This window comes from Clostridium sp. BJN0001 (assembly GCF_022869825.1).
In the GTDB taxonomy this organism is placed as follows: Bacteria; Bacillota; Clostridia; order Clostridiales; family Clostridiaceae; genus Clostridium.
This window is the reverse complement of record NZ_CP094971.1, coordinates 1,400,871-1,423,555: the sequence shown is the minus strand read 5'-3', so window position 1 is coordinate 1,423,555 and position 22,685 is coordinate 1,400,871. Positions and strand designations below refer to the sequence as shown.

Below are 22,685 nucleotides of genomic sequence, written 5' to 3'. Positions count from 1 at the left end.
GGAGGTAATTAATTGTGGCAAACTCAAGAAGCCCAAACAGAGATAAAGCATTTAAAATATTTAAAGACAATAAAGGAAAGCTTAAGCCTAAAGAAATAGCTGATATGTTAAATGAGAAAGTAAGTAGAGTTTATGCATGGAAGAATAAAGATAATTGGAATAGAAAATTAAAAGGTAATGTGGGTGCTCCATCTGGAAACAAGAATGCAATAGGTAACAATGGAGGAGCTCCTAAGGGAAATTTAAATTCTCTTAAGCATGGAATGTATTGTGATGAAAGCAAAAGACTTCCTAATGAGTTTATTAAAAAATGGTTTCCAGTAGGATTGAAAAGTGCATATGAACAAACTGCTAATTTAGAAATAAGTAAGGTTGATAAGCTTGGATATGCAATTGATATATTATGGGCTAAGATATTAGTAAGCCAAAAGATAACTTCAGTTAAAAATAAAAAAGATTTAACTAAAGAGCTTAAAAAAGAAAGTTGGGGAAAAAACAATTCTAAGGAATATGAGATACAGTTTGCATGGGATAAAGAAAATAACAGTTTAGATATTAATTCTAAAGCTATGGATAGACTAAGCAAGATGATAAATACTTATGAAGAATTACTTCATAAAAATTGGGACTTTGCAACTAAAGAACAGAAAGAACGTATTAAATTAATAAAAGCTCAAAGGAGTAAGATAACAGGTGAAGATAATAAAAAAGGAAATAGTAATAGTACTAAAAAACTTGATTCAATATTAAATGAGTTAAATGAGAGTGGCTATAATGAATGATGAATATAAGCTGTCTAAGAAATATAAAGATTTCTTAAGGTGTAAAGCACCAGTTGAATTTCTTGAAGGTACTACAGCAGCAGGAAAAACTACAGTCGGTATAGTAAAATTTATGCTTAATGTTGCTAAATCAGATAAGAAAATGCACATTATAGCAAGTAAGACAACAGGAGTTGCAGAAAAGAATATTATACAAAAAGAATATGGATTGTTAGATGTGTTTGGAGAACTTGTTAAATATAATGGAAATGGTGATAAAGATAATAAGATTCCACATATAAGATATCAGACATCTAAAGGCGAAAAGATAATCTATGTTTTAGGATATGATAATAAAGACAAGTGGAAGATGGCCCTTGGTTCTCAGTTCGGTTGTGTTATGATTGATGAAATTAATACAGCTGATATAGACTTTGTAAGAGAAATATCTACAAGAAACGATTATCTGATGGGTACGCTTAATCCTGATGATCCTAATCTATCAGTGTATGATGAATTTATTAATTGTAGCAGGCCATTAAAGAAATATGAAAAAGATGTTCCTGATTCAATTATGGAAGATTTAAATAGATGTCAAACAAAGAAGAACTGGGTATACTGGTTCTTTTCTTTTTATGATAATGCATCTTTAAGTGAAGCAGATATAGAGAAAAAGAAGTTAAGTGCTCCAAAAGGTACTAAACTTTATAAGAATAAGATAGAAGGACTTAGAGGAAGGGCTACAGGATTAATATTCCCTAACTTTGATAGAAAGAAAAACCTTATATCTAAAGAGCAGGCTAAGAAATTAAGATTTATACAATTTACAGCAGGACTTGATACATCATACTCAAGTCAGAGTCATGATACTATTGCTATGACATTCTTAGGTATAACAGATGATAAGAAACTGGTTTATTTAGATGAAAGAGTTTATAACAACAAAGACAATAAAGAACAGCCTTTAGCACCATCTGACACAGCAGTTAAGTTTGTTAAATTTTTAGATAGGAATAGAAGAAAATGGGGACTTGCAAGAAATATATTTGTAGATAGCGCTGACCAGGCAACAATAACTGAACTTATTAAATATAAGAGATTACATCCTAATGTATATAACTTTAATAACAGCTATAAGAAAGTTGAAATTATAGATAGAATAGAATTTGTATTATCATGGCTTGGTAGTACTGATGGAGTCTTTTATTCTGTGTGTGACCATTGTATTGAGCATATAAAAGAGCTTGAGACTTATTCATGGGAAGAAGACAAAGACATTCCAGAAGATAAGAACAACCACACTATAGATTCATCATGCTATGCATGGATTCCATACAGAAAGATAATTGGAACATATAAAGGAGATTGATATTGGTTAATGAGAGTTGGAAAGATATAAAAGGGTGTGAAAGACTGTATAAGATAGGAGTGATAGAAAGTGGGGTGGATTAAGAACGTGTTAACGAAAGCAGCAATTAAATATTTACATGTTGTTCCTGCAAGTAATCACAGCATAACAATTAAAGAATCATTAACATATGAATGTAATGTATTAAGGAACAGAACTTGGTATCGTGGTGATTCATCCGAATTAGATCAATTCTTTAAGCAGACAACAAATGATGCTGTAAGCAAGTCAAGGTTTTGGGCAGCAGTACCAAGTGATAATTTAGATATAAGAAAGATACATTCAGGGCTTCCTTCAATAATATGTGATACATTAGCTGACATAGTTGTAAGTGATCTTGATGATATAGACTTAGGCAGTGATGTATTAAATGGTATGTGGGATGAAATAGCAACGGACAATGATTTTACAGATTTACTTAATACAGCAGTAGTTGATACACTTGTTACTGGTGATGGAGCTTTTAAATTAAGTATGGATACGGATATAACAGCTTATCCAATAATTGAGTTCTTTAGTGGTGACAGAGTATCTTATAATTATAAACGTGGCAGACTTCAAGAGATAATATTTTATACTGAATACCTAGAAAATAATAAGACATACAAGCTTGAAGAAACATATGGAAAAGGGTATATAAATTACAGTTTACTTGATGAAAATGGTAAGAAAGTGCCTATGAATTTAGTAGCTGATGTTGCAGAACTTCAAAATTTAACTTTTAATGGTGATTTTATTATGGCTGTGCCTATTAAATTCTTTAGATCAGCAAAGTTTAAAGATAGGGGTAAAAGTATATTTGATAGTAAGTCAGATTCATTTGATGCATTAGACGAAGTATTAAGTCAGTGGATAGATGCTATAAGAGATGGGAGAGTTAATAAATATATACCAGAATCACTTCTTCCACGTAATCCTGAAACAGGAGAAATACTTAAGCCAAACAGCTTTGACAATAGATTCATTGCTACAGGAAATGATATGAATGAAAATGCAAAGAATGAGATAAGCTTACAGCAGGCAGATATTAACTATGATGCATTTACTCAAAGTTATGCTAGTGCTCTTGATGTGTGTTTACAGGGTATTATATCACCTTCCACATTAGGAATAGATCTTAAGAAAACTGATAATGCTGAAAGCCAAAGAGAAAAAGAAAAGACAACTCTTTATACAAGAGGGAAGATAGTTGATAAACTTACAGATGTTATTCCTTTACTTGTTGCAATATCATTAAAGGTTAATGATTTAACTACTAAGAAGACTGCAGGAGATTATGAAGCATCTATTGAGTTTGGAGAATATGCGTCTCCTTCATTTGATAATATTGTTGAGACAGTAGGACAAGCTAAGAGTTATGGTGTTATGTCAATTGAACAGTGTATAAATGAAATGTATGGAGATACATGGACTGATGAGCAAAAAGCAGATGAAATACAAAGAATTAAAGAACAGAATGGAATGCTTGAAGCTGATGAACCAAAAGTTATAGATGACTATGATCAGTTAGATAATTCAGGTGATGAAAATGCCGAAGAAGAGTTATGATATCAGAAAAATATTTGAGCAGATGGAACTTGACCTTATATCATCTATGCATAGAACTTTTTATTTTCACAAAAGGGAAGAACAAAAAGAAAAATTCCAATGGGAACAATGGCAAAGATCTAAATTACGTAGTATAGAAGAATATAGAAAAAGAAATAAGAAGATAGTTGAGAGTTATAGTAAGCCTATTCAAAATTGTATTAATGAGCAGCTTAAGGCAAGTAAAGTAAGTGGTTTAAATAGGTTTAATAGATTTTTAGGAAAAGTAAAAAGGTTCTTTCATATTGGAGACAAAGCTTCTATTTATTTTCCAGAGGATATAAAACCTAAAAATAAAATAGATGAATTAAAAGCTACTATTGCAAAAGTAATGCATAATCCTGTGCCAGAAGATAATTCGTTTTTTGGTATCAATGAAAAGAAAATTAATACTTTACAGAAAGTAGTTACAGAAGATTTAAAGAAAGCTCAGTATTCAGTTTTACGTAGAATGGATGATGTATACAGGCAGACAATATTTAAAAGTCAAATGTATATGCAAGCAGGTGCTAAGACATTAAATCAAGCTATTGATATGGCAACTAAAGACTTCTTAAAGCAAGGAATTAATAGTATTAGTTATAAAGATGGTAAGAGAGTTAATATTGTAAATTATTCAGAGATGTGTTTAAGAACTGCAAATCATAGAACTATGTTACTTGGAGAGGGGAGTAAACGTGATGAATGGAATATACACCTTGTAGTATGTAGTGCTCATGCTAATACATGCCCATTATGTGAACCATGGCAGGGTAAGATATTAATAGATGATGTTTTTTCACATCCAAGTAAAGAATACATTGCAAAATATAAAGATAAATATCATTTATTGAGTGAAGCCATTAAAAAGGGTTTGTTGCACCCCAATTGTCGTCATTCATTAAATACCTATTTTGAAAAAGTTACAACTATTCCTAATATACCTGATGGTAAAAAAGCTATTGAAACATATAATGCAGAGCAGATACAAAGAAGATATGAAAGACAAATAAGAATACAAAAGCGAATTATTGAGGGCACTTGTGATGAAAAAAGCAGAGCAGATGAACAAAGAAAATTAAAAGTTCTAGAAGATAAATTAAGATCACATCTTAATACACACAAAGAATTAAGAAGAAATCAGGAAAGAGAAAAAATTGATGTTAGAAGTATTCAAGAAATTAATCATAATTCTGATTTAAAAATGTATAATAAATTTAGAGAAGTTTTGGGAAAAGATTTACCAGATACATTGCAAGAGTTTCAAGAATTGAAGTATAATAACAATAAAGAATTTAGACTGATGAAAGGTTATTATAGAGGAATTACCAATGGCAGCTTAACATCTTTAGCCGATTATAAATTATATAAGTACACAGACAAACTGATAAAAGAAAAATTAATAGGTATAAAAACAAGTGGTGGAATAGAAATTAAAGCCCATTCAATTCATTTTATTGAAAGAATAATTGGATCAGTTGAGCAAAAAAGATGTGGTGTTGAAATACTTGATATTATAGAAACTTTAAAAAATCCTATAAGAATAAAAGAATTAAGAACAGAGGATAATGGAATAAGTATTAAATATGTTGGTGAAAATAACGTTGTTTCTATTAATCCAGAAACAGGAACTTTAATTCAAACAAATCCAAGAGGAGGTAAATAATGCAATGAACATATCGGAAGAACAAAAGGAAAAATTGTTGAAATATGGTATTAATGCAAGCAATTATAATTCTATTGATGAATTACTAGAAGAAATAGATGATGAAATAGTTTGTAGAGGTTTAACAAAAGACCAAGAATATCTGAATAAAGATGGATTGATTTTACAGAAACTTTATGATGAAATATATAATAATTAATAAGCACTTGCCCCAAATAAGGTAAGTGCTATTTTTATACTTAAAATTATGAATGTGCAAAAAAAGTCTTAGAGAAATCTAAGGCTTTTTATTATGCCCTGAGCATGGCATTAAAAGGTTTAATTCTGAACTTGGCATACAAGGTAAAAAATGAATGGAGGAATTGAAAATGAATTTAGAACAAGTAAAGGCTTTAAGTATTACAGGATTAAGTGATGAAGATGCGAAAAAGATAGCTGATGCATCAGGAAAGGAGTTAGAGACGTATATACCAAAGACACGTTTTGATGAAGTTAATGAAGCTAAGAAGACAGCAGAGGGACAAATAAAAACACTTACTAAAGATCTTCAAATAGCAAAGGACAATGCAGGAGATAATGAAGAACTAAAAACTCAGTTAGATAATGCTATTCAAAAACAGAAAGATGATGCGAAAGCATTTGATGAACAACTTAAAGATTTGAAAATAAGTAATGCCATTAAATTAGCCGTTGCTGATACAGCTCAAGATGCTAATTTAGTTGCAGGACTTATAGATAAAACAAAGTTGATTCTTGGTGAAGATGGAAAGGTCACTGGATTAGATGAACAGGTTAAGGGATTAAAAAAGGATAAGGCTTTCTTATTTAAAGAGGATAAGTCTCCAGTGGATGATTCTAAGCCAAACCCTGGTTTTCATTTTGGGAATCCTAATCCAAATCCAACACCACCTGATCAAAGAATGAGTATGCATGATGCTATAGCGACAAAATTGCAAGGACAATTAAGCAAACAATAATATTTATAGGAGATGATATTTTATGGCAATAACATTAGCAGAGGCACAGAAAAACGTACAAGACGATATTACAGCAGGAGTTATTGATGAATTCAGAAAGAATAACTTTTTATTAGACAGATTAACTTTTGATGATGCAGTATCACCAACAGGTGGTGGAGCAACATTAACTTATGGTTATACTAGATTAACTACACAACCAACTGCTCAATTTAGATCTGTAAATGAAGAATATACACCTCAAGAAGTAAATAAAGAAAGACATACAGTTGATCTTAAAGTATTTGGTGGCTCTTATCAGATTGATAGAGTTATAGCAAATATGGGTGGTATAGTTGATGAAGTAACTTTACAGTCACAGCAGAAAATAAAAGCAGCACAAGCATTATTTAATGATACTTGTATAAATGGTGATAGTGCTACAGATGCAAAGGCATTTGATGGACTTGATAAAGCATTAACAGGTTCAAGTACTGAATATAATAATGGCACAGATAAAACAGTAATTGACTTATCTACAGCAGCTAAGATAACAGAAAATTATATGCTTTTTTTAGATATGTTTGATGAGTTCTTAACAGGATTAGATGGTACTCCTGATTTTGTAGGGGTTAATGCTAAAATGGCAGCCAAGATAAGAGCATGTGCTAGAAGAGCATCAATGTACCAAGTTACAAAGGATAATTGGGGACAGCAAGTTGAAATGTATGGAAACATTCCAATAATTGATTTAGGAGCAAAGAGTGGTTTAAACAATGATGTAATTGAAACTGATGGAACAGCAGGAACAACTTCTATTTATGCTGCAAGACTAGGACTTGATGGGTTACATGGAGTTTCTATGGCAGGAGTTTCTCCAATACAAACATGGCTACCTGATTATACAAAAGCAGGTGCAGTTAAGACAGGTGAAGTTGAAATGGTTGCAGCATTAGCACTTAAAAAATCAAAAGCAGCAGCAGTATTTAGAAACTTGAAAATAAAATAATTGAGGTGAGCTTATGAAATATAAAGATTATACAGAGGTTTCAACAGGAGAAAAATACATTAATGGTCATTATGTGGGTGTCAAACATGGCACTCCTACTCCTGATGAATTAGATAAAAGCCGTACTGGCTATGAAATGCAGAAAGATTCAATAAGAGTTGGAACTATATCACAGGATAAACTAGAAACAGTAAATAAACTAGTAATAGAAAGTGAAGGTGAAGCAAATGGCTAAGATATTAGCACCTAATAAAAATTATACTGGTGTAAGTGCTAGTGTATCATTTTGTAATGGAATAGGTACGACAGATAAGCCAGAACTTAAGGAATGGTTTAAAAATCATAATTATCAAGTAATTGAAGAAGAAATTAAAGATAAAACTCTTGATGATATGAGTGTTGAAGAATTAATCTCATATGCTGAAAAAAATAATATAGATATTGGTAAAGCATCTAGTCAAGCAGGAATAATTGAAAAGATAAAAGCAACTGAGTCAGAGAATAAAGAAGATGACAAGTAGGTGGTTTTGTGACTTATGTAGATGAAGAATATTACAACAGTTTTTCAGGAGAAATAACTGATAAGTTAAATAGTAAATTAGAAAAAGCAACAGATCAAATTAATTCACTCACTTATAACAGAATAGTTGGTATAGGATTTAATAACCTTACTGAATTTCAAAAGGATAAAGTTAAAAAGGCTATATGTGTACATGCTGATTTTGTAGAGAGGTATGGAAGTTATATTGATATGCCTTTAAGTGGATTTAGTGCAGGAAGTACGAGCATAAGTTTTAAAGCTAATAAAGTTAATGGAGTTACTACTTCACAAGAGGTATTAAATTATCTAAATGATACAGGGTTAACTTGTAGGGGGTTATAACATGGGAATGAAATTACCTTTTCCAAGATTTTTAGCCAATACATCTATAACAGTATTTAAAACTGAATTAGGTGAGGATGGAGAAGAAGAGACAAGAGTATTTGATGGTAAATGCATCTATACAGACAAAACAAGGCAAGTAATGACAGCAGAGAGACAACTTGTAACATTATGTGGCAAAGTTGTTATAGAAGGAGATATACCAATTAAAGAAGGATATATAAAAAAAGATGGAGTTAACAAGAAAATATTTTCTATTGAAAGGCCACTAAATCCAGATGGTTCTGTATTTAGTACAGAGTTGAATTTATCATGAATGTTAAAGTTGATATTAAATTATATTCAGATAAGATTGGAATATTAGAAAATGCGAGCAAACAAGCTTTTGAAATGACAGTTGAAGCAGTATTAACTGATATTGTAACAAGTGCAGTAGTTCCCAAAGATACAGGAACATTAGAAGAAAGTGGATTTACAGATATAAAAAATATGATTGGCAAAATAATATTTGATACTCCATATGCTAGGCGTTTATATTGGCATCCAGAATTTAATTTTAGACATGATAAAAACGTAAATGCGCAAGGCAAGTGGATGGAAACATATATTGATGGTCCTAAAAAGCAATGGATTATAGATACCTATGGTAAGTTTTTTAAACAGTTAAGTAAGGGGGTAATATATTAATGCTATTAAGTGAAGTAAAAAACTATTTAAAAACTGTAATAGATTGCCCTCAATGGTATACGGGAAAAATTGATGCAACTAAAGAACAATGCATAGGAATTTATGGTATTCAAGGAGTTAAGCTTAATATAGCCTTAGGAGGATTAAATAATACGTCATATTCAACTAAGGGAATATCAATACTTGTACATTGGTCTAAGAATGTTACAAGTGCAGAAAAGAAAGCACAAGAGGTTTATGACTGTCTAGTTTGTAATAAAAATAAAATAATCGGTGGACATAAAATAATTAAATTCGATATGAAGTCATCAGAGCCTATTGAATTAGGAACTGATGATAATGGAATATTCGAATTTGTAATTGAAACAATAATTTATTTTGAAAGGTAGGTAATAATTATGGCAGGAACAGTATCAAGTGGAGTTTATCCAGTTTATAATATAGAATTTAAGATTGGAATAAAAGGTAAACAGAGCACAGAAGAAGAAATGAAAACTATAGCTGACATGGAGACATTTAGTATGAGTATTGATGGGACAGTACAAAACTGGACACCAATGACTACAAGTGGATGGCAACGTTCATTAATGACAGGTAAAGCTTTTTCTATAAGTTTAAAAGGAAAAAGAAACGTAGGAGATGAAGGAAATGATTATATAGCAGGAACAACATTTGCTGATGGGCTAGATTGTTCTACTAAGGCTGAAATTAATTTTCCTGATGGTTCAAAGTTAGCTTTTGACTGCGTAGTAAGTGTAACAAATAATGGTGGCGGAGATAGTACAGATGTTGCACCACTTGAATTTGATTTACAAGGTGATGGAAAACCAGTTTATACACCAGTACCAGTAACTGAAGCATAAGGGGGAAATGAAAAATGGGAAGAGCATATGATATAGTTGATAGAATTGCAAATGCAAATCAAAAACCTAAGATTAAACTTAATGAAAATACTGAATTTAAAATAAACAATTCTTTTGCAGCAGCAATAGCAATAAAAGCGTATAGTGAAGACAAAGAGTTAAGTGATGAAGAAAGGATACAAAAGATTTTTACAGTTGCGTTAAATGAAGAAGCACGTGAGTATATTAAATCACAAGAATATGCAATGCCAGTATATATAATTATTTTAAATGCGATAATGGCAGCTATTGCTAATATGGATTTAGAAGATATGGAAAAAATATCAAAGAAAAATCCCAGTAGTATTGAATAAATGGTATGACTTATATGAGGATTGGAGTCTTATAGAATCATCTTTTGCAGCACAATACAATATACGCTTGTCACAGATAGATAATATGACTTGGCAAGAATTTTGTTCTTTACTGAATGGAATATTGCCAAAAACTCCACTTGGAAATATTGTTGCTATTAGAAGTGAAGAAGATAAGGATGTAATTAAGAATTTTACTAAGGAACAACATAAAATAAGAAATGATTGGAGAAACAAAAATAATCCAATTAAGTATATGACAAATGAACAAAAGTCAGAGAAGGTAAAAGAAGTACAAAATATAATAAAAGAAATGTTTGGAGGTACCCAAAACTAGGTATCTCTTATTTTTTAGGGAGGAGGTCAATAAGTGAGTGATAGTGTAGGAAAAATAAGTCTTGATTTAGAGGTTAAAAGTGATCTTGGTAAGCAGATAAATATGATGTCTGATCTAATTGCATCTAAAATGAAGAATGCAACAAATAATTCAAGTAAAAATATGTTTGATAATATAAATAAGCAAGCAGATGTAGCAATGTCAAAAATGAATAGTTCAATTAAAAATGGTTTAAATAGAACATCACAAGTAATAAAAGATACTCTTTCGAGTGCTTTTTCAGTAATAAGAAATATTAAGCCACCTAAAATCAATTTCCATAAATCTGAAGATACAAAAGCAACAAAAACTGCAAAAGCATCAAATGTTAACAAAACTAGAGGTTCACCAGTTAATGAAGAGGAGATAAAAGCTCAGATATCTAATACTGAGGAAACTCTTAATAATGTTAATGCTAAGATAGATATGCAAAGAAAAAAGCTTTTACAATTAAAGCAATCGTATGTATCAGCATTCAATCCAAACACCAAAAATAAAATACAGGAACAAATTTTAAAAACAGAAGCAAGTATAAATAAGCTTATAGGACAGTCTAATAAACTCGGTTTTAAATTATCAGATTTAGATAGTAAGTTATCATCTTTAAAAGCTAATGCTACTGAAGCTGCAAGCGGAATTAATAATGTATCAGAAAGTACAAAGTCATTTAGTGCAAGTGCTAGAAGATCTGGAAATGTGACAAAAAAGTTTAATTCAAATATAAAAAATACAAATCAGCATATGAAAAATACTGGTAATAGCTCACGTGGAGCGAGCTATGGAATGGCAATGATGGCAAAAAGTATGTTGGCTTGGGGAGTAATATTTCCAATAGTTATTCGTGGACTTGGAGCTATGGCAAACGGAATGCTAAACAATTTAAACACAAATGAGCAGTTTGTATCATCTTTAAATCAGATTAAGAGCAATTTAACAGTTGCATTTACGCCAATATTCTATGCAATACTTCCTGCAATAAATGCTTTAATGAGAGGATTAGCAACTATTACTGCGTATATAGCAAGTTTTATAAGTGCAATTTTTGGTAAAACATTTAAGCAAAGTAAACAAGCAACACAAGGACTAATAAATGCTAAAAAAGCTATGGGAGTTTATGGAGGAGCAGCCAAAAAAGCAGGAAAAGAAGCTAAAGAAGCTACTAATCAACTCATGGGTTTTGATGAGATAAATCAATTAAATTCAAAAAATGATTCAGGTGCTGATGCAGGTTCTGGTGGTGGAGGTGGAGCAAATGTTCCACAACTTTATGATACACCAGGCATAGATGAAATGGATAGTAAAATTCAATCTATGGTCGATAATATGAAAAAGAAACTTCAAGAAGCTTTTAATATATTTAAAGATGGATTTAAAGTCGGTTTTGCTGATACTAATTTTGATGGAATAAAGCAGTCAATAGATGGCATTAAAAAATCATTGAAAGATATTTTTTCAGATAGTGAAGTAGTCAATGCTGCTAAAGAATGGGTAAAAACAACAATATATTCGTTAGGGCAGATAACAGGTTCAGTTGCAAGTATTGGAGTAACCATAGCTGATAATTTACTTGGCGGAATTAATTTATATCTTCAACAAAATTGTGATTCTATAAAAAAATATATTGTTGATATGTTTGATATCTCATCTGAAACGGAAACAATAATAGGTAATTTTGCAACTGCCTGTGCAGATATTTTCAGTGTGTTTAGGTCGGATACTGCTAAACAGATAACTGCAGATTTAATAGCTATATTTGCTAATGCATTTATGGGAATAACTGAAGTTATTGCAAAAGCTTTTAGAGATATATTGGATGCTATAACAAGACCATTTATAGAAAATAAGGATGCTATAAAAACAGCAATAAGTGAGACATTGCAACCTATTGAAACAGTAGTTGGAAGTATTGCACAGCTTGTTACTAATAGCATGATAAAATTAAATGAAGTATATGATGAGCATATAAGTCCTATGTTTACAGCAATTGGGACTGGTTTAAGTTCTATTTTTAGTACACTACTAGAAGGATATAACACATATGTAGTTCCAGTTTTATCGGAACTATCAGAACTTTTTTCAGTATTGGTAAGTGATCAAATACAACCATTAATAGATGCATTTCTTGATTTAATTGGGAAAATTACTGATGGAATAACTAAAATTTGGACAGAAATATTAGTTCCATTTATTAATTGGATAATAGAAAGTCTATCACCTTTATTTGCTAGTGCTTTTGAAACAATTGGAAAAATCATAATAGATTTAGGTGGAGTTATTGCAGACATAATAAAAGGTGCAATAGAAGTATGCGGTGGATTAATTGATTTCTTAGTAGGAACTTTTACAGGAGACTGGGAACAGGCTACTAAAGGTTTACAGACTATATGGACTGGAGCTTGGGAAATAATAACGAGTGTAATTGATTTGTTTGATAAATATTTAAGTAGCATATTTACAACAGACTGGTCAAACAGCTTTGGAATATTAGGAGATGTTTTAAATGGATTTTCTAATAGTTCAAAAGAGGTTTGGGAAGGAATAAAAAAGATATTTAATGGAATAAATGACTTTGTTTCAGGAACATTTACGGGCAATTGGGAAAAAGCATGGAAAGGTGTAAAAAATATATTTAGTGGTATAGTTAATTCTCTTGAAGGAGTTATACGTTCTCCATTAAATGCTATTATAGGAATGATTAATACTGTTATAGGTGGTTTGAATGGATTAGACATTAATATACCTGACTGGGTACCTAGCTATGGGGGTAAAAGTTTTGGACTAAACATTGGTAAAATCCCATATCTTGCACGAGGTGGAATTATAGATAGTCCAACACTCGCAATGGTAGGTGAAGCAGGTAAGGAAGCTGTTGTTCCATTAGAAAACACAGGATTTGTTAGTAGCTTAGGGCAAGCAGTTGCTAATGCTGTTGGAGATAAAATGCAGATACTACTTGATGGCTTATTGACAACAACAAACAAAGAGTCTGAATTAACTGAGATAGTATTACAGATAGACAAAAGAGAAATAGCAAGAGGTACAATTGATGGAATAAGACAGCTAGAAAAACAAATTGGAAAAAAGATTATCTTAATATAAGGAGAATAAATTATGACGATAGAAGTTAATGGAATAGATTTTAAACCTTATTTAACAAATTGCCAAATTAGTATAGTTGATGTTGATGGTGATACAACAAGAAATGCAGAAGGAACTTTAACTAGAGATAGAATAGCTGTAAAGCGAAAAATAAGTTTTGAATTTGGAGTCATGACAAAAGAAGAATTATCAATAATATTAACAGCAGTTTCAAATTCATCTTTTTCAGTTAATTACACTGATCCACAAAGTAATAAAAATAAAACTGGGGAATTCTATGTAGGAGACAGACCAGTTACTAATTTGCTTTTGAATTTATATAAAGATGTAAAATTTAATATTATAGAATTGTAGGTAAGTTTTATGTATAATGTATCACAACTTTTTAAAAATTATGCTAAAAACACGACTAGAAATATAAAACTTAAAGCAGAAGTTAATGATAGTACTATAATATCATCAAATAATATAAATTCTATAACTATAGAAGATTCAATATGTGGGAGCTGTTTAGAAATAGGTTCAACAATGAGTTCTATTTTAGAAATAGAAACAAAATCAAGTATTATTAAAGCAGGGGATAAAGTAAAGCCATATATCTGTTTTGCTGATTATAATGGAGAAAATCAAAGTGAATGGATGCCTTTGGGGGTGTTTTTTGTTGATTCTGAACCTCAGATAAATAATTCAGTGAAATATGTTTGCTATGATATGATGAATAAGCTAGATAGAATTTTTTCTTCTAGCTTAACTTATCCGACATCTATGCAATCTTTATTAGAAGAATTGGCTGAACGTTTAAATGTAGTAGTTGAATTTACAAGTGAGCCATATACTATTGATTCAAAGCCTAGTGGATATACTTATAAAGAAATATTGAGCTATATAGCATCTGCTAATTGTGGATGCGCTAAATTTAATAAAAACGGAAATATTACTATAGTAACTTTTAAAGAAAATGATGAAATTATTAAAAAGAAAAATTATAATACTCAAAAAGTTGATGTTTCTACATTTACACCAGGTTCGGTGCGTTTTCAAATAAATGATTCATATTCTATATCTAGGGGAGAGTCAGAAGAATATAAAATCATTAAATGTATTAATCCATTAGTTACGAATAAAATCGTTGAAGAAGTATATATAAAATTGATTAATATATCCTATAATGATATTTCATTAAAAATGAGAGGACTACCATATATAGAAACAGGAGATATTGTAAAAGTAGAAGATAGTAACAATACAGATAAGTATTATAATGTTGCTGTAATGCATACCAAATTAACATTTAACGGTGGAATGAGCGTTGATTTAGAAAGTTTTGCTAATAAACCAGGAGATAAAAGCACATCTGAAGAAAATTATACAAGAATAGCAAAAGGAATATGGCATATACCAAATTATATATATAACTCTAGTTTTGCAAGATTTGATGAAAATTTAAAACCAGATTATTGGGATACAGATGGAATTGTATCTACAGCTTATAGTGCTTATGGTGATTATTCTCTTTATTTAACTAAAGGGCAGCATTGTTTTCAAAAGGCTTTTACTGGAGTTGAGTTAGTTGATGGTTCAAAGTGGGCATCATTATCAACAAGGTATTCTTTTAGAATTTTAGGAGAAGGTGTTATAAAAGTATGGATAGAAAATACTAATGGAGATAAGCTTAAATTACAGTCATCATCAAGGGATGCGTATAATACTGAAACAGGAGTTGAAGTCGATTTTGAAGTATATGATCTGTATTGGCATCCAGAACCTGATTATATAATTGTTGCTCCTAATACAAATGTTATGCGATTAAAAATAGAATGTGTAAGTGGTTATGTTTATATTGATGGTGTATCTGCAGTTCCAGGTAGTAGTCTTGAATATGGAATAGTGTTTCAAGATGGTAAAATGTGTGAAAAGGATAGAGCTTATATGATTGATAATGGAAATGTAGATGCAAAAGTTGGAGATGTATGGTTTAGAACTGACTTGGAGGTGTAATTTTGCGAATAATTGATGATATAGAAGTAAGTCCAAATAAAATAATAAAATGGGCAAATTATTATTTTGATTGGTTAAGTTTTAATACTCGAAGTATTGAACCAATGGCGCATAATATGGATAATTTAGTAAAAGCACAATATCATGAAGAAATAGGAAGAAACGGATACTTTACACCTGAAAGTGGGACATCTGAAGGACAATTTTTAAGTATATTAGGATTATTGGCCATGTATGAAGCAACAAAAAAAATGAAATGGCTTGGAATGGCTGAAAAACTTATAGAATCAGCATTTAAATATCTATATAAAAACTGTAAATTTCCAAAAGATTATAAATTCAGTGAATTAAATACGTATATTCCTCATTGGCTTTTCAATGTATCTAAGGATTTTATTTCAGAAGCGTATTATACTAAAAAAATAAAAGTTGAAAATGGAAAAGGTAGTATAAAAACTAAGTATGAAGCAAGAAAAGTATTTAAGGCATTTACTATCAATGCAAAATTGGCGTGGGATGATCCATATGCTTCAATAGTACCTAAAGATACAACTGTTTCTGAAAAAGATGTATTTGAGTATGAAATATCTAATTGGATTGTAGATGAAAATGAGATATCAATACGATTAAAAGACAATATTACAGATACAATTATTGTTGTTTATAGTGATATGGGAGGACCAGTTATAAAACCATCTGAAAATTATGAAGCTTATCCAATTTGGAGACCACTTAAAGAAGGAGAAACTGATGCAGCAGTTGATAGTCTTTGGTGGTCTTATTTTTGTTGGAAAAAGTTATATTCTATAACAAAATCAGAAAGATATAGATTATTAGTAGATCATACACAAAATGTACTAAAAAGAACATGTCAATTATCAGATGTAGAACAATATTTTGGAGCTGCATTTAATCTTACGGAAGATGAAAGCCAAGATGGAATATTAATAAATAAAGATAATACGTATAAAGATTCTTCTAATAGAATACCAGAGCCTAAATGGAATCGAAATGCAGAAGATGGTTCAATAGAGATAATGATAGAAGAAGGAATTGGATCTATATTATTAGGGGCAAAAATAGATAGAGATACCAATTATGACGATAGGTATTATGAAATGTTAGTAGAAGCAGGAACAAGAACAGCAATAGTATTAAAAATTAAATGTCTTAATGCTGCAGGAGTTATAAAAGAATTTTCATATGGTCAGATTGCAAAAGGTCCTTTGTTTGATGAAGTTACTGGAGAGTTATTAAATGAGTATGAAGCAGAAGTATTAAAATATCCAATAAATAAATTTAAAGATGTATCAAAATGTGAATTTGATTTGCTTTATAGCCCACATGCAGAGCTTATATATAAAAGTGATAACTGCAATGTAATTTTTAGCGAAGTTAAATTAGAAGAAGGACTTGCAAGAAAAGTAGATTTCTTAGTAGGGACTGAATATGATACTGAAGGAAATGCATATGCAGGATATGCTCAATACCATCCATCTATGAGAAGTAGAACTTTTAATGAGATTCCTAAAATAACTTATTCTAGTTCAGGATGTATTGAAATAACTTTTTTTGATGAAGCAGGATGGAAATGGGCTAAAGCACTACCAGCTTCAGAAAAATTAATAACAGTTTCACTAGATAAAAGCGATTTTTATCTATATGAAATACAAGAAAATGGCTTTATAGATGTTCCAAATACGCCAGTAGGAGAATTGAATACTTTACTATTTTGCGGAATATCTAAAACTAGTCAATTAACATTGCTAAGATTAGGCACCATAGAAGATGCTGAATTTAATACTGTAACATATACAACAAATATAGATATAGAAATAACAGAAGAAAAACCACAAACATTTAAGCTTCATTATTTGAGACCTTTACCTATTAAAGATTATAAATATTCTCCGTATATATTTCCATTTACTATGAATACAGTGAATGGAGTAATTAATTCATGGAGAGGAACACCATATGCAGGCTACCAGTGCCCCTGGTTTTGGCAGGATGTAGGAGACGAAAAGGGAACTAATATAAATCTTAAATTTTTAAAAGATGCTCAAATTGAATATTCAAAAAGATTAAAAAACGGATACAATTTTTTTATGCCATGTTTTATATGGGATAGATGGGATAATTTAGAGTATGGGAAACCAAATACTTTTACTTTTATTGGTCCAGATCCAAATACAAGTTGGGGTGGATATCAATATAGAGCAATAACAAATGTTGCATTAGCATTAATGAATGAGCCCCAAAATAAAACAGCTAAAAACATAGTTTATAATTTCTTTATGTCATTAAATAAAGTATGGAAATCTGGTAAGGAAAGTCCACCTACAAATTTTAATCCTGATGGATCTGTAACTACTCAAGATGGATTAGATTTACATGGTGTAGCTTTAATATTAAGGGCAGCAGTATATGCTTATCAAAGTTGTGCTATAAGTGATGGAATATGTTTATCACTTATAAATAAATGTTTGATGTTTATGGATATTAATTTTCAATTTCCAACAGATAGAGGTGATTATAATAAAGAATCGACAATAGGTACATGGAGAAATGATGGAATTTGGTATCAATTTCATGGCGGAGAAATTTTACATGCTCTTGGTGAATTATTAAAGTATGTTCCAAATAAAATGTATTTAAAATCAAGTAATTATAGATATACTATTGATACAATGCCTAAAGCTTTTGGAATAACAAGCAAAGACTATGTTGAAATACAAACGCCATCAGGACCACAAATTGCTGAATTAGTAGCAATGGATGATAAATATGCGACTGATCTATTAGTTCAGACAGATTCAGGAATTAAGTCTGTAAAAGGAGGAGAGGAAATGAGTGTATATGATTTTAACCTTATTAAAAAGTCAGTTGGAAAAGTTCCAATTGATATTGACTTAAAAAATGAAGTTACTATGCTGTATAAATCTCAAATAGGATGCATTGCTTTTTTAGGTATAAAGGCTAGGAGTAAAACTGTAAATATTAGTCCTAGAAGAAGCTACGATTATTCTACAGGTTTATATACAAATATGTTCTTTTTAAGTTCATCAAAAGAATATACAATATGTTTTAAAGCTTCAGGGAGTGGCAGTGTTGTACTTGCGTTTACAGAAAATAAAACTGATGGAACACAAAACAGCACAGTATTTTTAAATGGTGGAATGCCTGTGAAGAATGGAGATAGTATACAATACAAGTTCAAAACGGATGAATTGCATTCATACATAACAATATATCCTCCTAATGGTGAAAATACTTTAATATTGAATAATATAATGTTATTTGAAGGTAATATTCCTAATAATCCAGGTAGTTATATAGAAAATGAAATTGAATGTTTTACAAAAGATGTTGTTATATCAACGAAGAATGTAAATGGTAAATACACAGATATTTGTAATTTAAAAGATTATATATCAGATGAATGTTTACCATTAAGGACAAAAGGTACAATTTATGATGAAATAACAGTTGATTCAGTTATAAAAAGAATAGATGAAAATGGAGAAATTCTTGATGAAGAGAAAGTATATGAATTGGAAAAACCATTGCCAATACTTGCATGTGGACAAGATACATGGATAGTTGTTGAAAGTGACGGAATTGCACCAGATATAACACTGAGCTATCCAGTTTTATTTAAAGATGCATATGATATAACAATTAATGGTAGCCCAATATTAAATAATTCATTGTGTGGAACTTTTAAATTGAATGAACAACAAGTATCAGATAAATAAGGAAGTGAAATTATGGAATATAATAAAACTAAATGGGAAAATAATAAGACCTGGGTTAATCAAGATAATATGAATAATATAGAAGATGGTATAAAAAACAATGAAGATAATATGGAAGAAAATAATTTATCATTACAAAAACTTAAAGAGAAACAGGTTCAGTTAGAAACTCAAATTAAAGAAAACATGTCTTTATTGGAAAGTACTAATAAGCTAGTTTTGATAATGCAAAAAGTTGTTGATGATGCAGCACAAATATCAGGGGTGAAGTGATGAGCTATGAATATATAGACTGGCAAAATTGTGATAATATAGTTGAACAAACAAACTTAAATAAATTAGAAAGATATAACAAAAAACATAGCAATTTTAATGAAGAAGAGAAAAACATAATTGAGATTATGTTTCAAAATATAGAAAATTTAATATTGATTCAGCAAGAACAGAAAGTTATAATTCAAGGTATTTTGCAAACATTGCAAAAACTTAAAGAACAATTAAATAATATTTTTTCATCATATAAAAATAAAACTCTTTTTACATTTATGGATGATGATGCTCCAGAAGAATTTTTAACAACTGTTTATCCTATATATGAAAAGTATGGAATAAAGGCAAGTCTATCGATTCCTGTTGATATGATTGATTTAAAAGGAAGTATGACAACTGAACAATTACAAGAATTAAATAGTGAAGGGTATGATTTGTTAAATCATATTAAAGGCGGATATACATTAAGTCCAGAAAATTCTCCTGGTCTTATTACAAGATGTAAACAATATATGATTGATAAAAAACTTTTAATTCCAGGAACAATAACTGAACAAATATTAGTATACCCTAATGCTAATACAGATCCAAATCCGTCAAAAGTTGAAGAAGTATGTTCAAAATTTGTAAGTTATGCTTTGAATGTTGGTGAAGGTAATATGCAATTATCTTCATTAAAAAAATTGAATATATCAAGAATGTATTTATGTAAATCAACTGGAATTGGAACATGGCAAGAAGATGAAGTAATGAATAGTCTTGGGTATAAAAAAGTATGGAAAGATTATTTTGATTCAGAAGGAAATTGGACAGGAGGTGAGATGGTTTGGGAATATGAAGAAAATAAAGAGAAGGGGTGGTGTATTTTATTTCAGCATTGTTGGATGAAAGATGAAGTTAAATATGGAGATAATATTTTTGTACCAGATAAATTGGATGAATTTATAAATTATGTTAAAAGCAAAAAAATAAAAATAGTTACAGTAACTCAAGCTCTTTTAATATATTTTGGAATACCTGATATTAAACTATCTTTGTAAATAAAATTAAATAATTTAAAAGTAAGTTGAAGGCCTAAAAGGTCTTTTTTATTTGCTTATTTTAAGAAAGGATGATGAAAATGGAAAAAACAATGACAATAAGAACTGGATTTTATAGTTCAATGTGTGCTATAGGAGGTATATTTGGACAATTTTTAGGGGGTTATGATAGTTTAGCTAAAGCACTAATAATTTGTATGATAATTGATTATTTTAGTGGAGTAATTGTTGCATTAGTATTTAAAAACAGTCCTAAAACAGATACAGGAGCTTTACAAAGTAATGCAGGTCTAAAGGGATTAGCAAAAAAAATATTTATTCTGTTAATAGTTGCTGTTGCTGTTCAGGTAGATACAGTACTTGATTCTAATTTTATAAGAAATGCTGTAATATTAGCTTTTATCGCAAATGAATTATTAAGTATACTTGAGAATGGTGGACTTATGGGTATAAATATGCCACCTGTATTAGTGAATGCAGTTGATATTCTTAAAAAGAAAAGTCAATCAGATAAATAAGGGAGGAAAATAGATTTGAATATTAATAATATTGGATTAAATTTTGGAAATATGAGTTATGGTAATATACCTAAAATGCTAATAGTACATCATATAGATGCTGAAGGACCTGTTTGGACTGTACAAGCTATTCACAATATGCATAAGAATCAAAATGGATGGGCTGGAATAGGATATCATTATTACATTAGATTAGATGGCTCCATTTATAAAGGTAGACCTGACAATGCAATAGGAGCACACTGCAAGGGTGCAAATACAAATAGTTTAGGAATTGCATTTGAAGGAAACTATGATAATAGAAAAGAAATGCCTGTTGCTCAATATAATGCATGGTGTGAATTAAAGACATATTTATTAAATAAGTATGGAGAAATGCATATATATGGTCATAGAGAAAAAGGACAAAGCACATGCCCTGGTACTTATTTCCCATTAGATAAGGTTAAAACTGGGATAGTTTCAGAAGATAATAAAAAATATTATGTTGTTACAAGCTACTTACCATCTGCTTATTCAGGATATGATGGTATAGACATAAACTATGTGTTGAGTTATTTCAAAGATATTAAAACTTATGTTAGAGGAAATAACAAAGGTATATGGATAGAAACACAGTATATAAGTAAAGAAAAAGCAGAAGAACTAAAGAAAGTTCTTGACAGTTGGTTTTGTAAAATTGTGGGATAATAATAAAGGCAGTACATAAGATTAATTTCTTATGTACTGCCTTTATTTTTTTGTCGAAAAAATATTTAAAAAATTTTTAAATATTTTATAAAAATTTTCTAATACTCCATATATAATAAGTGAACGAGTAATTACAGAAAATAAAATTATATTATGAAATTAAGTTAGTATTATGTTTATTGGGGTGATTACGATATTTGATTATTTTCTAATATAATGGTAGAGTATAGGTAATATAGGTAATATTTATACATATACTATTTATAATAAAGAAATAATAAAGAGGTGATTGTATGGCTTATGATGTTTTAGATATTGCAAGATATATTATAAACTACGGCAATAAAAAAGAGTATAATATATCCAATTTAAAATTGCAAAAAATCTTGTATTTTGTACAAGCGTCTTTTTTGGTTGATAAGAACATGCAGCCATGCTTTAATGAAGATATTGAAGCTTGGGATTTTGGACCAGTAGTACCAAAAGTATATAGAGAATTTAAAATGTATGGAAGTAATAATATACCATATATAGATAGTTATATTGATTTAAGTAATGGAATATGGGAAGCAACAAAAAAATTATATAATGAAGACATTATTTTCCCTGAAGATAAAAATCTAATAAATAGTATGGTTGATGAATGTAGTCAATATTCAGCTGGACAGTTGGTAGAAATCACACACAACCAAGATCCATGGAAGAACGTATATTTTAGTGGATGGAATAAGATAATAACTAAGGATTCTATATATAATTTTTTTAGTGAAGGTTAGAATTTAAT

Annotated in this window: 25 protein-coding genes; all 25 read left to right on the top strand. The window is 29.9% G+C overall.

What is annotated here, in order from left to right:
• Positions 1 to 14 precede the first annotated feature (14 nt).
• The 25 genes from terS (at position 15) to MTX53_RS06680 (ending at position 22,677) form a co-directional block, all read left to right on the top strand.
• Positions 15 to 782 carry a phage terminase small subunit gene (terS, locus tag MTX53_RS06795; protein WP_244832967.1) on the top strand — a complete coding sequence of 256 codons (768 nt, stop codon included), beginning with the start codon at positions 15 to 17 and terminating at the stop codon, positions 780 to 782.
• Complete coding sequence (locus MTX53_RS06790; protein ID WP_244832966.1) at positions 775 to 2,130, top strand: terminase; 1,356 nt, start codon at positions 775 to 777, stop codon at positions 2,128 to 2,130. The genes terS and MTX53_RS06790 overlap by 8 nt, the downstream gene beginning before the upstream one ends.
• 87 nt (positions 2,131 to 2,217) lie before the next feature.
• Positions 2,218 to 3,717 carry a capsid protein gene (locus tag MTX53_RS06785; protein ID WP_244832965.1) on the top strand — a complete coding sequence of 500 codons (1,500 nt, stop codon included), beginning with the start codon at positions 2,218 to 2,220 and terminating at the stop codon, positions 3,715 to 3,717.
• A complete protein-coding gene (locus MTX53_RS06780) occupies positions 3,698 to 5,401 on the top strand; it encodes a phage minor capsid protein (protein WP_244832964.1) in 1,704 nt (567 codons plus the stop codon). Before MTX53_RS06785 ends, MTX53_RS06780 begins: the two co-directional genes overlap by 20 nt.
• A gap of 4 nt (positions 5,402 to 5,405) precedes the next feature.
• Entirely contained in the window at positions 5,406 to 5,600 is a 195-nt protein-coding gene (locus tag MTX53_RS06775) for a hypothetical protein (protein ID WP_244832963.1), read from the top strand.
• A 169-nt stretch (positions 5,601 to 5,769) separates the two neighbouring features.
• Complete coding sequence (locus MTX53_RS06770; RefSeq protein ID WP_244832962.1) at positions 5,770 to 6,378, top strand: phage scaffolding protein; 609 nt, start codon at positions 5,770 to 5,772, stop codon at positions 6,376 to 6,378.
• 22 nt (positions 6,379 to 6,400) lie between these two features.
• A complete protein-coding gene (locus tag MTX53_RS06765) occupies positions 6,401 to 7,366 on the top strand; it encodes a major capsid protein (RefSeq protein ID WP_244832961.1) in 966 nt (321 codons plus the stop codon).
• Between the two features lie 13 nt (positions 7,367 to 7,379).
• Positions 7,380 to 7,601, top strand: coding sequence for a hypothetical protein (locus tag MTX53_RS06760; RefSeq protein ID WP_244832960.1), 222 nt, complete (start codon positions 7,380 to 7,382; stop codon positions 7,599 to 7,601).
• The gene (locus MTX53_RS06755; protein ID WP_244832959.1) at positions 7,594 to 7,887 is read left to right on the top strand and encodes a hypothetical protein; all 294 of its coding nucleotides are present in this window, start codon (positions 7,594 to 7,596) and stop codon (positions 7,885 to 7,887) included. The genes MTX53_RS06760 and MTX53_RS06755 overlap by 8 nt, the downstream gene beginning before the upstream one ends.
• A gap of 8 nt (positions 7,888 to 7,895) precedes the next feature.
• A complete protein-coding gene (locus tag MTX53_RS06750) occupies positions 7,896 to 8,249 on the top strand; it encodes a hypothetical protein (RefSeq protein WP_244832958.1) in 354 nt (117 codons plus the stop codon).
• Between the two features lies 1 nt (position 8,250).
• On the top strand, positions 8,251 to 8,565 hold the full coding sequence (locus MTX53_RS06745; RefSeq protein ID WP_244832957.1) for a hypothetical protein: 315 nt from the start codon (positions 8,251 to 8,253) through the stop codon (positions 8,563 to 8,565).
• Complete coding sequence (locus tag MTX53_RS06740; RefSeq protein ID WP_244832956.1) at positions 8,562 to 8,936, top strand: minor capsid protein; 375 nt, start codon at positions 8,562 to 8,564, stop codon at positions 8,934 to 8,936. Before MTX53_RS06745 ends, MTX53_RS06740 begins: the two co-directional genes overlap by 4 nt.
• Positions 8,936 to 9,325 carry a minor capsid protein gene (locus MTX53_RS06735; protein WP_244832955.1) on the top strand — a complete coding sequence of 130 codons (390 nt, stop codon included), beginning with the start codon at positions 8,936 to 8,938 and terminating at the stop codon, positions 9,323 to 9,325. The genes MTX53_RS06740 and MTX53_RS06735 overlap by 1 nt, the downstream gene beginning before the upstream one ends.
• A 9-nt stretch (positions 9,326 to 9,334) precedes the next feature.
• Positions 9,335 to 9,799, top strand: a complete 465-nt coding sequence (locus MTX53_RS06730; RefSeq protein WP_244832954.1) for a hypothetical protein — start codon at positions 9,335 to 9,337, stop codon at positions 9,797 to 9,799.
• 14 nt (positions 9,800 to 9,813) lie between these two features.
• Positions 9,814 to 10,152: a Gp15 family bacteriophage protein gene (locus tag MTX53_RS13080; protein ID WP_280527240.1), complete on the top strand. Its 339-nt coding sequence runs from the start codon at positions 9,814 to 9,816 to the stop codon at positions 10,150 to 10,152.
• Entirely contained in the window at positions 10,145 to 10,489 is a 345-nt protein-coding gene (locus tag MTX53_RS13075; protein WP_280527239.1) for a Gp15 family bacteriophage protein, read from the top strand. The genes MTX53_RS13080 and MTX53_RS13075 overlap by 8 nt, the downstream gene beginning before the upstream one ends.
• 33 nt (positions 10,490 to 10,522) lie before the next feature.
• Positions 10,523 to 13,627 (top strand): hypothetical protein, encoded by a 3,105-nt coding sequence (locus tag MTX53_RS06720; RefSeq protein WP_244832953.1) that lies wholly within the window; start codon positions 10,523 to 10,525, stop codon positions 13,625 to 13,627.
• Between the two features lie 12 nt (positions 13,628 to 13,639).
• Positions 13,640 to 13,981: a DUF6711 family protein gene (locus tag MTX53_RS06715; protein ID WP_244832952.1), complete on the top strand. Its 342-nt coding sequence runs from the start codon at positions 13,640 to 13,642 to the stop codon at positions 13,979 to 13,981.
• A gap of 9 nt (positions 13,982 to 13,990) precedes the next feature.
• A complete protein-coding gene (locus MTX53_RS06710) occupies positions 13,991 to 15,625 on the top strand; it encodes a hypothetical protein (RefSeq protein ID WP_244832951.1) in 1,635 nt (544 codons plus the stop codon).
• A 2-nt stretch (positions 15,626 to 15,627) separates the two neighbouring features.
• Positions 15,628 to 19,383, top strand: a complete 3,756-nt coding sequence (locus MTX53_RS06705) for a hypothetical protein (protein ID WP_244832950.1) — start codon at positions 15,628 to 15,630, stop codon at positions 19,381 to 19,383.
• Positions 19,384 to 19,395: 12 nt separating this feature from the next.
• Positions 19,396 to 19,656, top strand: a complete 261-nt coding sequence (locus MTX53_RS06700; RefSeq protein ID WP_244832949.1) for a hypothetical protein — start codon at positions 19,396 to 19,398, stop codon at positions 19,654 to 19,656.
• Positions 19,656 to 20,693, top strand: a complete 1,038-nt coding sequence (locus MTX53_RS06695) for a hypothetical protein (RefSeq protein ID WP_244832948.1) — start codon at positions 19,656 to 19,658, stop codon at positions 20,691 to 20,693. Before MTX53_RS06700 ends, MTX53_RS06695 begins: the two co-directional genes overlap by 1 nt.
• Before the next feature lie 80 nt (positions 20,694 to 20,773).
• Positions 20,774 to 21,211, top strand: a complete 438-nt coding sequence (locus tag MTX53_RS06690) for a phage holin family protein (protein ID WP_244832947.1) — start codon at positions 20,774 to 20,776, stop codon at positions 21,209 to 21,211.
• 15 nt (positions 21,212 to 21,226) lie between these two features.
• Positions 21,227 to 21,901, top strand: a complete 675-nt coding sequence (locus MTX53_RS06685; protein WP_244832946.1) for a peptidoglycan recognition family protein — start codon at positions 21,227 to 21,229, stop codon at positions 21,899 to 21,901.
• Positions 21,902 to 22,194: 293 nt separating this feature from the next.
• Entirely contained in the window at positions 22,195 to 22,677 is a 483-nt protein-coding gene (locus MTX53_RS06680) for a type II toxin-antitoxin system antitoxin SocA domain-containing protein (RefSeq protein ID WP_244832945.1), read from the top strand.
• The last annotated feature ends 8 nt before the right edge of the window (positions 22,678 to 22,685 follow it).